A 13,228-nucleotide genomic window follows, 5' to 3' on the forward strand; every position below is an offset into this window, starting at 1 on the left:
TTGTTGTCACCTCTTAGAGTACATTTCAATCTGAACGGGTAGATTCCAGTAGTGAATCACCGCTGTCCCAATACATGACAAAAATCCCTGCAACTGCAATAACAGCACCAAGAATAACCCACCATGCAGTTGGAATTCCCATAAACACATACAGAGCAATTATTGCAAAGAGTACATAAAGTGTAGAAACACTCATTCCACGACCGACACCTATCAGTGGATAACTCTTCCACATGAATACATATGAGAAATTACCTGAAAGAACTGCAAGTGATGTCCATATAAGGAACGAAGGGCTCGCAAGAGCAGCACTCAGAGCGGTATATACAGCACCAGGTCCTATAAGAAGAATATAAACAGGCCAGATAATTACCAACCAGATTCCAAGTTCTGCTAAGAACCGTGTCTGTAGACCTGTGTCAGAATCAGTCAGATCGATAACACGCCCTGCTATAGCACCTTCAATACCCCATCCGATAAATGATGCAATTGCACCGAGATATCCCAGCCAAAGACCATCGGGAGCAGCAGGGTTTGTTATTTCTGCAATCGTTTGTGGTGGGTTTAATATAAAGACACCACCGACAACCATGATAGCAATGCCTGTCCATGCTCTTTTAGTAATATTCTCGCCATACCAGAACTTAGCTGCAAAAGCACCTATTACTGAACTGAGAAGTGCAGCTGATGCTGCAAATGCTGCTCCAATATATCCAATTGCCAGAGTTGTACCATAGATTGCAATCGGGCCACCAAGGACTGCTGCAAAAGCATACCATTTAGATATCTTAAATGCAGAAGCTGTTCTTGGGAAATCTGCAAATTTTCCCGTTCCACCCAGATAAAAGATACTCAAAATAATAACTGTAAGGGCTATCTGGAATGTAAGAATTGTAGCTGTTGCTACCAGCATACCCATTGCACCTTCAGGGAATGCGGACATGTCACCGAAAGGAGGAACGATCCACTGCATTGTGAATGCTACATATGCAATTCCCCATAATACTGAACAGAGGAATGCAATGATGAAACCCCATGTGATTCTATTTTTATTTTCTTTTTTGATAATTGCTTCCAAATTTGAATCCATTCTTTCACCTACCTTAAATATTATTCAAATGTGATCTTCAGGAAGTGTATGCATTCAGACCTAAGGAGGTAGGTGTGTTAGGGAAGTGTGGTAAAGAAGTAACACACCTCCTTAGATCACATCATTAATTTTCTACTCAAAAAATACTGCCTATGCTTACCTCATCAAGTCTACACAAGGAATCTTGATGTCAAGCAGCTCAGCGATCTTTGCCTTTGCCTTCAGACCTTTGGGTTGACCAGGAACAGCATTGATAGTTCCAATACCCAATTCTTCTCTGATCTCTTTCATTGCATATTCATCAGAGAGCGTGTATACGTCAGTTCCCAGCTTCTTGGCAACATATTCCTTTGCTTCGTTCAGTCTCATCTTCTTGGAGATCTGCATTCTCAATACAAGATCACCAGCAGTTCTTATTCCGTGCATGCCAACAGACATTTCATTGCTTATGAGGAACCCAACGGGATCCCCAAGTCCGCACTAAAAACCATCGACACGGCCAACTTCTACTAGAGCCTTTGCTGCTCTTGAAACCGCATCAATAGGAGGAATCTCCGCCATAGGTGCTCCACATACACCCATACCAAGGTTGGGATGTATAGGAAGATTTGACTGTTTACCACATTCTTTCATAACTGCTGCCGCTTTTGCAACGTTCCATGCTACAGATTTCTTGGTGTTGGTGTTGACTACAGGACCGTAGACGGATGCCCCGGATTCTTCAACAACTTTTGCCTGATCATGTGGCATCATTCCGGCAAGTCTCTTACCATTATATTCTACCTCTCCATGCATACCCATGACGAAATGGTTTGACATGTTGATAAGGACAGGAAGACCAAGTTCTTTTGTAATCTTTTCAGTAGCTTCAAGTACTGCTTGGAATTCTGCATCTCCAGCGGCGGCGGCAGTATCAAGGTTTATACAGTCTGCACCGATACTGGTTACCATCTCAGAGATGTACATTGCATCTTTTACAATAGATGGAACAATAGCTTCGTAGGTCTCCTGGCCTTCCTTGATCTTACCGGCAGCCATGAGGTCTCCACAGTTATCGAAAGGACCATCAGGTTTGAAGTAAGCTCCCATGTTTGGCATGGTGGTGTATATTATAGGAGCAATTGTGTTCATAGCAAGAGCTTCAATATCCTGCCTTACCTGCATAATAGAAACACTTGTACCTTTGAGATTTCCACCTCTGAAAGCATTCTGAACACAGTCTGAACCACATACTCTCTCAGCGATCATTTGTGCAGTGACAGTATCAGTAGGAACTCCCACACCACCATATTCACTGTAGTTCATGAAGATAGTATCAGGTGCTACATCTGTACTCATGACGACAAGATCTTCTGGATTTACGCTGACAAACCTTTCAGGTGTGGTAAAAATATCCACAAGATGATCAAGTTCATCATCCGTAAGACTTGGGACTTTACCTTTAGTTGCAGCGTTGTTGTTACCGTCCTCAATCTCAGCTTTTATTTCTTCACGTGTCATTTCAACACGTCTTCCATCACCCATACGGGTGTGAATCTTTGACATTAAAATCCTCCTTCTGACTTTAGTTGGTTAGTGCTTCACGGACTTTCTGAACAGCGTCACTGGCATTTGATGCATAAACATCAGCACCAATCTTCTCTCTCCAGTGTTCGGTACAAGGTGCCCCACCGACCATGGTCTTTACCCTGTCACGGATACCAGCTTCTTTAAGCATATTTTCGATGTCAGCCTGGAATGCCATTGTACCTGTCATCAATGCAGAAGATGCAACTACATCTGCATCAACTTCCTTGGCTTTCTCAATGAATGAGGTAAGAGGAGCGTCTCTACCCAGATCAAAGACTTCATAACCATTTGCCTGAAGAAGCACTTTTACGATATTCTTTCCAATATCGTGTACATCTCCCTCTACTGTACCAAGAACAATTTTTCCATTACTTGCAGCTTTTTCTCCTGCAGGGATATGCTCTTGCACCTTTGCCACAAGCTTAGTCATCAAAGCTGCTGCCATCATTACCTGTGGAAGGAAAATTTCACCATCTTCAAAACGGTTTCCAACCTCCAACATTCCTGCGGACAGACCCTTCTCAATGATTTCAACAGGATTTACACCATCTGCTATTGCCTGTCCTATTAAACCAGCACCTGTGTCTTCATCATTCTCGACGACACATTCAGCTAATTTTTCAAACACATCTTCATTTGACATTTTTTAACCTCCATACTTACAGAATTACATAGCTACCACTATTCGATAAACTAAGACACTACAAAATTACTGAAAATTTGCAGTCGTTGCAAATCGCATTCTATAAGCTTGTAATTAAACGAATTAGCTTATTGTATATAGGAAAATGGACTATGCTCTTGTCAATAACCTACGGATATCGACTTCAGATAGTAATAGTTTCATACTTTCCCCCGAATACATGGAATACATACTTTTGCATGTGGTTCGTGCCTTATACATCAAGCGAATTTATAACTGAAATAATGAAGAGAAAAGAAGAGAAAAAATGTTCTCTTGAAAAAAGTCCACTAAGTATATTGATATGTGGATTGAAAATATATTAACAAATATGCTCACTCCGTCTTATACATGAATTATGATAAGTTCAATTTGGACCATAATGTTTATATAACTATTTTCTGCAATATTAATATTTCTGTAACTAAAACGTTTCTTTTTCAATTTGAGCTATTATTTCAATTGATAAATCTGAGATAACAATATACAGCAGTTACTCCAGAAAATCTGATACAAAAACAATGGAAATTATATAATAGAAACACTTATATAGTACATACATGTGCACTATTAAATGTAGAACACTCTGAAAGTATAATGAAAATTAGAATGTCAATTCACTACATAACAAAAGGATTATTCGATTAAAATGCAATCTTCGGAAATCAACTATATATGGCTCTCAGAAAAGAGATTGAATCTATTACATTATTTGCAAGATGGATCGAAAGACATCGACCAAATTAAGTCACATTTTAATATCAACTCCAGATTGATAGTCCCGGAGATAAAGAAACTAATTAAAGCTGGCATAATAATTGAAGCCGACGGTTTGTACAAATTATCTGGTATAGGGGAATTAAATCTTGAAAACCTGCAATCTTTTATTGACACTGCCGAATTAATTGAAATTGATCCTGATTATTGGGAAAATAATGATCTGACCCAAATTCCTGAAAAATTATATCGCAGGATTGGTGAACTTAAAAACAGTGAATTACATGTTTATGACCTTGATGACATCTTTGATTGCCCTGATCCACTCAGGAAAACCATTTCAACTGCAAAAGAATTCCTCATATACATGCCTTTTTTACCACCGACATTACCAAGCAATTTTTTAGAGCCAATAAAAAATGGAAAAAAAGTATGTATGATATTAACGAGATCAATCCTGGAAAAAATGGAAAAGGAATTTCCTCATGAATATGAATTACATTTGAACTCACCAAATTGCCAGTTATTCGTTTGCGAAGATGGCATTCTGAGACCAATGATAGTGGCACAAGATAACTTTTTGTTGCTGGGATTTTTTAAAAATGATGGGATATATGGTAATAAAGAATTGATGAGTAATGATAAAAAAGCCATAGAATGGGGTCAAGAACTATGCCGATGTTACATGAACATTGCAGAGCCTGTTACTAAAAATTAAAATAATGGAATAAAAAAATGAGATCATCCATCATTGATACTATAATGTTATCCGAAAAAAGAAGAGATCTTATGCTTTATCTATCCAAAGGTTCAAAAACCCGTGAGGAAATTGTTGAAGCTCTTGAAGCAAACTGGAACTTATTGAAGCAACCTGTGAAAGAGCTAAAAGATGCTGGATTGATTTTTCAAAAAGATAATGATTATCGATTATCAAATAACGGGCAGCTGATGATAACTTCTCTAATGCCTCTATTGAAAATGGTGAATACTTTTTCGTCTGAAAGTGATTACTGGGTTACCCGGAATTTACAGGCCGTACCTCATCATCTGGCAAAAAGGATGGGCGAGCTTGAATATTCGAGTGTTCTTACCCTTTCACTTGATTCCATGTTTGAACCTCTTAAGCATTTTCTTGAAAATACTGCCGTGAAAAGACGTTTAAAAATTGTTATTTCATTGTTTGATCCGGAAGCTCCCAGAATCCTCAAAGATTTTGCCGAGAAAAATATTGAGATATTGCTGATTTTTGAAAAACACACTTATGAGAAGATGAACGAGAGTTTCGGAGATGAACTTAAAAGTCTAAATTATTATGAAAATGTTTATTTTTTCATGATAGAAGAAGAAATAAATCCTCCCGAAATTGTTCTCGGTGATGAAGAGATGACAATTATTTTCTTCAATTTAAATGGAAAATACGATTATAGGGAATTACTAAGTTCTGATAACGCCTCTTTAGATTGGGGAAACGAACTTTTTGATTATTACAAAGGAATCTCAAAACCTTTAGTTGAGAAATAGCTTATTTAAAATGATACTAGTTAGGCTTTGTAGAACTCCTCATTTTGACAAACAGAGAACATCATTTCAACCAGATTTCTGTTATGATACAATTCTCTGTTAAATTCACATTCCATTTTTCTACGTTACTCTCATTTGATCTTTTTCCTCTTTCTTTGTCTCAAAGTTATTTCATTTTATTATCAACAGAGATACATGTTTTCATGAAAGATCTTTGTTTCATTTCATCCATTAATCCTACGATTTCAACCATACCCGATAATCTTCATCAAGATAGTCTTTCAGCAAAATAATTATCAAGAGCTGATGTTGGATATATTTTCGAGAATATTTACAGCTATATATCTATTATGAATTCGAATCTGCTACTACAAAGAATAGCCTTTTATATCTAAATGTTTGATATGAAAATAGTCAGTAGATAATCTGGCACATTTCAATAAAATTAAGATCAGAAACATTCGGTATATACCGGTAATTCTCTGATAAACATTGTGGATAAACCCATTGTTTATGTTGTTAATTTGAAAGATTCTTTATTCTCATTTTTTAGGAGATCATAATATCATTTGTGCTTCTTTTCAAAAAGAATCTCCTATAATAGTTTAATACGATTGTATATAAGTATCATCCTAATTATTGTAATCTATTAGAAAAACATATATAATTCAATACTATACTGAACCTGTTACTTTTGAATAGGAGTACTAACATGAGTGGAAGCAAAAAAATTCCAGTAACTTTTTTAATCGCACTAATTATGGTTTCAGCCTTTGTTTCAGGATGTGTGGATGATGATACAGCGTCCCAAAGCATTCAGGCACAGGAAGAAGCCATAACGGAATCAAAAACAATTACTGTAACAGATTCAGTAGGGAGAACGGTTGATGTGCCAAAAAATCCTGAGGCTGTAATTTGTTCAGGCGGTGGTGCACTTAGATACCTTACATACCTTGAAGCACAGGGCAAGATTGTCGCAGTTGACAGCATGGAATACAAAGTATCTGTGGGCAAAGCATACGCTGTTGCAAACAACTATTTTGAGGACTATCCAACCTTTGGTAAATACGGAGGCGAGAACCTTGAAGCTATTCTGACCCTTGACCCACAACCGGAAGTCATTTTCCAGATATATGCAGCAGACGGATACGACCCTGATGAATTACAGGATAAAACAGGTATTCCTGTGGTTGCACTCGCAGAGGGGGACATGGTAGAAGAAAGAGAAGACATGTACCAGGTACTTCGCATAATGGGTGAGGTAATGGATAAAGAGGAAAGAGCTGAAGAGGTAATATCTTTTATGGATGCAGGGATAGCAGACCTCAATGAACGTACAGTAGATGTGCCCGATGAAGAGAAGATATCATGTTATGCCGGTGGTGTAGGTAGTTCCGGTTCATACGATTTCCTGAATACCGACTCACATCATCCTTCACTCTATTTCATCAACGCAAAGAACGTAGCATATAATCCTGACAATATGAGCGTGGAGAAAGTCTCAAAAGAAAGCATACTTGTATGGGACCCTGAAATCATATTTTTAGAACTGCGACCCAGCATGTTCTATGGAGAGAATTACGCCCCTTACCAGCTTGAACATGATGAAACCTACCACCAGCTTTCAGCATTCCAGAATGGAAATGTTTACGGAGTGCTGCCTTACAAGTTCTACTCACACAACCCTGATACTGCACTTGTAGATGCATACTTTGCAGGAACTATTCTCTTCCCGGAACAGTTTGAGGATGTTACAGTAGAGGATAAAGCTGCAGAGATCTATGGTTTCCTTGTATGTGAAGGTGATGAGAATAAAGGAAAGTCAGTTTATGAAACAATGTTGACTATTTCCGAGACTCCTGCATACGTAAGCATGGAATTTGAGTAAACTTGATCTTGGTGAGAAAATGAACTATGTGCAAGGGGACATAGCCAGTCAATACAAAGAGCACACCGGCAGGAAAGCAACCTGCATAATAGCAGGGATTGCGCTTGTCATGGCAATTGCAGTAATTTCAATAGCAACGGGAACTGTAGCTATTCCAGTTACAGATGTAGTAAGGACGCTTACAGGTTATACGGTTTCAACCACCTTTGACAGTATAGTCTGGAACATACGCCTTCCTCAAATACTCACAGCTATTGTAGCAGGTGCCGGATTGGCTATTACCGGAGTGGTTATGCAATCTATTTTACGTAATCCTCTTGGTTCCCCTTTCACATTAGGTATTTCAAACGCTTCCGCCTTTGGAGCAGCATTTTCTATTATGCTCCTGGGCACAGGAAGCACCAGCAGTAGTGATATAATCATAAATAACCCCTACATAACAACTATCGCTGCATTCTCATCTGCGATGCTTGTTACTTTTGTCATCCTCATGTTTGCAAAATTAAGAGGAAATACCTCTGAAACAATGATACTCGTAGGAGTGGCAATGGGCTCTCTTTTTTCAGCAGGAACAATGTTCCTTCAGTACTTTGCGGATGAAACTCAGCTATCATCTATAGTGTTCTGGGCCTTTGGGGACACAGCAAGAGCAAGCTGGAGTGAACTTGGACTTATTTCTGCTGTTGTTATTGTAGCAAGCATATATTTTGCATTGAACCGCTGGAAATACAATGCCATCGATGCAGGCGATGATACTGCAAAAGGCCTTGGAGTGGACGTGGATAAAGTAAGAATCAGGGGGATGATGTGTGCTTCCCTTGTAACAGCCACAACCGTGGCATTCCTTGGAGTCATCGGTTTTGTGGGACTAATTTGTCCTCACATGGCACGGCGGCTTATTGGTGACGACCACAGATTTCTTTTAACAGGCAGTATCGTAGCTGGCTCACTACTACTGCTTAGCGCTGACACCATAGCCAGAGTCATAATACAGCCATATCAGCTTCCGGTTGCTGTTCTTACATCTTTTTTGGGAGCACCTGCATTTATTTATCTTATACTGAAAGGAAAACGAATTAGGTGAAAATTTAAGCAAAAAACTTGCTTATTTGCAAAAGTAACTTTCCTATAACTTATTCAAGCAATCTGCTAATGGAAATTGAAGCAAGGATTACAAGAACGAAAGTGATTACAGACAGAAATGCTATGTCATCAGGAATATTTGAATAATCTCCGGTCAGAAGCAGGGCTCTAAGTGCATCAACCACATAGGTTAAAGGATTAAGTTTAGACACAGACTGAAGCCATGGTGGCATCAGGGTTATGGGATAGATTGCATTGCTACCAAAAAACAATGGCATAGTTATCATCTGGCCTATTCCCATCATCTTTTCCCTTGTTTTCAGCAATGATGCAAGGCACATGGAGAAACTTGAAAAACACATTGCAAGTAGGATAATCACTACAAAAACACCCACCATATTCAAAAGATTGTGTCGCAGGTTTACCCCCATAAATACTGCCAGTGTAAAGACCATAATTGCCTGAAACACTCCTCTTACACCTGCCGCCAGAGCTTTCCCAACTACTATTGAAGATCGGGGAGAGGGAGTTGAAAGTAATTTGGCCAATAATCCTACATCCCGTTCCCATACAAGGGTTATTCCATAGAATATCGCAATGAAGAGGACAGACTGTGCAAGCACTCCCGGAGTTAGGAATTGGATATAATCATAACCCGGAATTGACAGATCACGGACTCTGTTGAAAACTTCTCCAAAGAGAACAAGCCATAATGCAGGTTGAACACCTCTGGTCCACAGTTCAGTTGAATCATGACGTATCTTCCTTATTTCCATTTCAACTATTGCAAGTGCACTATATGCAAAATTATAGATGTCATTTGTGCAGGTCATCTTCCACGCCTCACAAAACTCCTGCGTACAGAGTGATTATCCTTCATGGAACCCTGGGGATGAAGGCTTGATCTTGCATATTTCATAAAAACATCGTCCAGTGTTTGTTTATTAACAGTTACAGAACTGACAAGGGTTCCATTACCCTCAAAATGCCTGATTATCTTAGGAATAGCAGTTTCAGAATTGTCTGTAGATATCAATATACGATTATCATCATCGCTACCTATTATCAATCCCAGATCATGCGGAAGTGATACATTCTGGCCACTTTCCATTAAGTTAAGGGATATAATATCTCCTCCGATTGATTTCTTTAACAGGAAAGGTGTATCTATTACTGCTATTTTCCCGGAGTTCATTATAGCTATCCTGTGACAGAGTTCGTCAGCTTCGAGCATATCATGGGTTGTAATAACTACAGTCATTCCGAATTCTTCATTCAGCCTTTTAATGTATTTCCAGACCTGTCTTTTAGAGGAAGGATCCAGTCCTATGCTTGGTTCATCAAGAAAAAGTACTTTAGGTCTGTTTACCAGGGCCTGAGCAATCTCAAGTCTTCTCATCATCCCGCCGGAATAGTGTTTTACGAGATCCTGGCTTCTGTCAGAAAGACCCATGTACTCAAGAGCATTGTTTATTCTTTTTTCACGCTCATTCTTATTTACGTAGAATAATTTAGCAAATATGAGAAGGTTCTCATAACCTGTAAGGTCACCATCTGCAGACACTGCCTGTGGAACATATCCAAACATCTGCCTGGCTTTTTTTGGGAACTTTACAACATCTACTCCAAATGATTTGATAGAACCGGTACTTGGCTTTCCTAAAGTTGTTATTGCTTTGAGAGTTGTAGTTTTACCAGCACCATTTGGCCCCAGAAGGCCAAAGATTTCACCATCATCAATAGAAAAAGTGATATTATCAACCGCATGAATATCCGGTGGATATAATTTGCTTAGTTCTTTGACTTCTATAGCTTTCATAATACCTCGTTGAAAATATCCCGCTGTTTTTGGAATATTTATTAGACTGCGTAATTTTTCATTTCATATACAACACATATGTAACAGGAAAACCTTTCGCACTCTTATAATTTATATATATAAATCTTTTCATTAAGCTGTTTTATGTTAGCAAATAGAAATACATTTATACAAGCTATGCTAACGATATTTCGTTTCAAATTTCGGAGAATAATTATGAATAAAAATAGAACATTGCTTTTTGCTTTAATATTGGTAGTTATTTCATCCTTTGTGTCGGGCTGTACAGATAGTTCCTCTACTTCACAAAGTATTCAGACATATGAAGAACAGGAATTAGCAACTATAGAAGTTAGAGATATGGCTGGAAGAACTGTTGAAGTACCAGAGAACGTTGAAAGGGTAGTTGCTATTGGTGCCGGTACACTCAGGCAAATAGCATATCTTGGAGCCATGGATATGGTAGTCGGAGTTGAATCCAGTTCTGAAGTAACATAATAAGTTCCTCCCGTTACCTTAAGATCATCTTTACTACTAATTCCGTTTTCAGACGAAACTATTTCTAAAGAGCCGACACCATTGAAAACCAAATCATCCTTTGAAAATATGACTGCATCGAGATTTGTCTCGCCGTCACTAACAAAAGACCCTGATGTTTCCATATAATTTACGGTATCCGTAGTAGTAATGAACACTTTGTCTGCTGACTTGACGTAAATGACTGGCATATCTTCATTAACGATATTTACACCACCTAAGACAATCTGGACTTTGCTTTCATCTTCTACATCTACATATATAGTAACTTCAGTAGCATCTCCGCTTATTACATAAACACCTTCTTCAGATATTGTAATATCAGTGTCTGACTTCGCTTCTATATATGTTGCATCTTCTAAATCTGCTTCTTGTTCTAAATCCCTGTCAGTAAATTCTGAACTTGCTACATATATGGAACTATCATCATTACTTTCTTCGGTAATTGTAGAGACAGTACTTCCTTCACCACTTAAATTGTTATTACTTTCTCCTGTAATTGTGGAGACAATACTTCCTTCTGCACTTAAAAAAATAAGTAATAAGGCTAGTAAGGCTCCTACAATCAAAATGTACTTTTTCATTTTCTTTACCTCATACTATTTTACAGGTCTCTCACAATTTCATAGGTCTGTGGTGTTGTAACCGGTTACCAGGAATACTTTCTGGTTTCCGTTCAGATTTTTTATGGATTGGATAAACTCATGCCTGTTGATTTTTTTCTTGGGTATTACGCTATAGACGAGTTCAGTCACTGTTCCTGAACGGACTGAATCTATCCCTATCAGGTCTGCTGATTGTGTGTATTTGACGAATACCTTGTCAAACAGTTCTTCGAAATCAACATCTCTGTCAAGCTGTATTTTCAATATCTGGCTCATTGCAGGTCTTGCAAACCAGTCAAATTCATACATTATGAAGATAAGACTTCCGATTACTCCGGTTGCGATGATTGCCAGCATGTAGAATCTTGTACCCATTGCCATACCTATCGCCATAGCGAAGAATATGAAACCAATGTCACGGATTTCTTTCACTGCATTTCTGAAACGTATGATGGACAGTGCACCGACAAGTGAGAACGCACGTGCGATGTTTGAGCCCACAATGAGCATGATTACGTCTACTATCAGTCCCATCATGATGAGAGTGTGGACGTAACTCTGGGTGTAAGATGTTCCTTTATGCGTTCGTTTGTACAGCCATCCGATGCCTGCCAGTAATATGAAACCTAAGACCAGGCCCACAAAAACGTCGGTGGCCGTGAAGGTTCCACTCAGGTCTTCAAAATCGAATAGACTTTCAATATCTATTGTCATTTTAGTAAACCTCTATTCTTTGGGGGAATTCGCTTGCTACATCCAGTCCTGTGCAGTACTTGCTGATTCTGATGAGTCTGTAATTGTTCTGGGCGATCAGTTCTGTAAGCCAGTAAGGAACTCTCTCATTGACTTTTATCTCAAGTATCACCCGGTCCGGGGATACTATATATCTTCCAAGTTGCTTGGAGGCCAGGTCCAGGTCATTGACTCTGTATCTTATGTTCGAGTCAAAAGTCACCCTCAGGCCGTTGTCAAATTCAGCTCCCGTGTACGCATGTCTGAAATAACTTGTTATGAGTGTTGGCTGGAGATTTCTTTCCTCGATCATTCCGAGGACCTCTTCCATGACAGGTCTGTCCCTTTCATCATACTCATCAGGAAGACGATGTTCGTCACAGAGTGCCATAGCATCCCTGTAAGGTATCGCAATCCTGCGTTTCTGTATTGTTTTGTCGTAACGCTGTTTGATCTCGACGAATACTATGGAATCTTCTGTTATGCTCTCTTCAGTTTCGTATATGCGAACCCTGAGTTTTTTTCTAAATTTCAGTCCGTCAATCTTTTCCCAATAACATTGAAGATCCGGGCTGTCATAGTACAGACTTGAGATTACGTAGTCTCCTGAATTCCAGGCATACTGGTCAGGAAACATATACGCCTCGAGCTGCTGTTTGAATTCGCGTGTTTGCTCCATTGTTAGCAGATACTTCAATTCAAACCGATTGAACTTTCGTATTGGTTCCATTGCAATCCTCCTTGTGATTTTGACCGTCTTCAATAATCTCCTGATTTTTTCAAGATGATTTTTTGTGGTAGACGATATGAATTTGTGATTGTAAGAAAGATCACATGTTATCTGGTGTACGATATGTATGGTGGTACATTGTTGTTTGGTGATGATGGTGGTTGGTGTTACGCTAACATGCGATCTTACAATTCGAGAATTCTCAAATGCAAATATAAAGATACTTATAATAAAAAAGATGGAATAAAGCTTTAA

The 13,228-nt window shown here is 38.7% G+C and carries 11 protein-coding genes and 2 pseudogenes; 4 read left to right on the forward strand and 9 right to left on the reverse strand.

Annotation, left to right across the window (positions count from 1 at the left end):
• Positions 1 to 25: 25 nt before the first annotated feature.
• The 3 genes and pseudogenes from V7O61_RS05970 to V7O61_RS05980 all read right to left on the reverse strand — a co-directional run bounded on the left by V7O61_RS05970 (position 26) and on the right by V7O61_RS05980 (position 3,302).
• Complete coding sequence (locus V7O61_RS05970; RefSeq protein WP_091711079.1) at positions 26 to 1,090, reverse strand: DMT family transporter; 1,065 nt, start codon at positions 1,088 to 1,090, stop codon at positions 26 to 28.
• A 156-nt stretch (positions 1,091 to 1,246) separates the two neighbouring features.
• Positions 1,247 to 2,635, reverse strand: a pseudogene (gene mtbB / locus V7O61_RS05975) ([dimethylamine--corrinoid protein] Co-methyltransferase).
• Between the two features lie 19 nt (positions 2,636 to 2,654).
• The gene (locus V7O61_RS05980; RefSeq protein WP_407282432.1) at positions 2,655 to 3,302 is read right to left on the reverse strand and encodes a methyltransferase cognate corrinoid protein; all 648 of its coding nucleotides are present in this window, start codon (positions 3,300 to 3,302) and stop codon (positions 2,655 to 2,657) included.
• Positions 3,303 to 4,113: 811 nt separating this feature from the next.
• Here V7O61_RS05980 and V7O61_RS05985 point away from each other — a divergent pair.
• Together V7O61_RS05985 and V7O61_RS05990 are read left to right on the forward strand one after the other, a co-directional pair.
• Positions 4,114 to 4,776, forward strand: a complete 663-nt coding sequence (locus V7O61_RS05985; protein ID WP_407282431.1) for a helix-turn-helix transcriptional regulator — start codon at positions 4,114 to 4,116, stop codon at positions 4,774 to 4,776.
• Positions 4,777 to 4,820: 44 nt separating this feature from the next.
• Entirely contained in the window at positions 4,821 to 5,579 is a 759-nt protein-coding gene (locus tag V7O61_RS05990) for a helix-turn-helix transcriptional regulator (RefSeq protein WP_407282430.1), read from the forward strand.
• 199 nt (positions 5,580 to 5,778) lie between these two features.
• On the opposite strand, the pseudogene V7O61_RS05995 reads toward V7O61_RS05990, so the two are convergent.
• Positions 5,779 to 5,924: pseudogene (locus tag V7O61_RS05995) on the reverse strand (IS5/IS1182 family transposase); the annotation flags it as partial.
• 367 nt (positions 5,925 to 6,291) lie between these two features.
• On the opposite strand from V7O61_RS05995, the gene V7O61_RS06000 reads away from it, so the two are divergent.
• Together V7O61_RS06000 and V7O61_RS06005 are read left to right on the forward strand one after the other, a co-directional pair.
• Positions 6,292 to 7,467, forward strand: coding sequence for an ABC transporter substrate-binding protein (locus V7O61_RS06000; RefSeq protein ID WP_407282429.1), 1,176 nt, complete (start codon positions 6,292 to 6,294; stop codon positions 7,465 to 7,467).
• Between the two features lie 19 nt (positions 7,468 to 7,486).
• Positions 7,487 to 8,551 carry an iron ABC transporter permease gene (locus tag V7O61_RS06005; protein WP_023843973.1) on the forward strand — a complete coding sequence of 355 codons (1,065 nt, stop codon included), beginning with the start codon at positions 7,487 to 7,489 and terminating at the stop codon, positions 8,549 to 8,551.
• A gap of 49 nt (positions 8,552 to 8,600) precedes the next feature.
• On the opposite strand, the gene V7O61_RS06010 is transcribed toward V7O61_RS06005, so the two are convergent.
• From V7O61_RS06010 to V7O61_RS06030, 5 genes are all read right to left on the reverse strand, one after another.
• Positions 8,601 to 9,383 (reverse strand): ABC transporter permease, encoded by a 783-nt coding sequence (locus V7O61_RS06010; protein ID WP_407282428.1) that lies wholly within the window; start codon positions 9,381 to 9,383, stop codon positions 8,601 to 8,603.
• Entirely contained in the window at positions 9,380 to 10,369 is a 990-nt protein-coding gene (locus tag V7O61_RS06015; protein WP_407282427.1) for an ATP-binding cassette domain-containing protein, read from the reverse strand. Before V7O61_RS06015 ends, V7O61_RS06010 begins: the two co-directional genes overlap by 4 nt.
• Positions 10,370 to 10,683: 314 nt before the next feature.
• Positions 10,684 to 11,475 (reverse strand): carbohydrate-binding domain-containing protein, encoded by a 792-nt coding sequence (locus tag V7O61_RS06020; RefSeq protein WP_407282426.1) that lies wholly within the window; start codon positions 11,473 to 11,475, stop codon positions 10,684 to 10,686.
• Positions 11,476 to 11,529: 54 nt separating this feature from the next.
• The gene (locus V7O61_RS06025; protein ID WP_023846284.1) at positions 11,530 to 12,225 is read right to left on the reverse strand and encodes a DUF4956 domain-containing protein; all 696 of its coding nucleotides are present in this window, start codon (positions 12,223 to 12,225) and stop codon (positions 11,530 to 11,532) included.
• Position 12,226: 1 nt separating this feature from the next.
• Positions 12,227 to 12,973 (reverse strand): polyphosphate polymerase domain-containing protein, encoded by a 747-nt coding sequence (locus tag V7O61_RS06030; protein ID WP_407282425.1) that lies wholly within the window; start codon positions 12,971 to 12,973, stop codon positions 12,227 to 12,229.
• Between the last annotated feature and the right edge of the window lie 255 nt (positions 12,974 to 13,228).

Origin of the sequence: Methanolobus sp. WCC1 (assembly GCF_045690315.1) — an archaeon.
Taxonomy (GTDB): Archaea; Halobacteriota; Methanosarcinia; order Methanosarcinales; family Methanosarcinaceae; genus Methanolobus; species Methanolobus tindarius.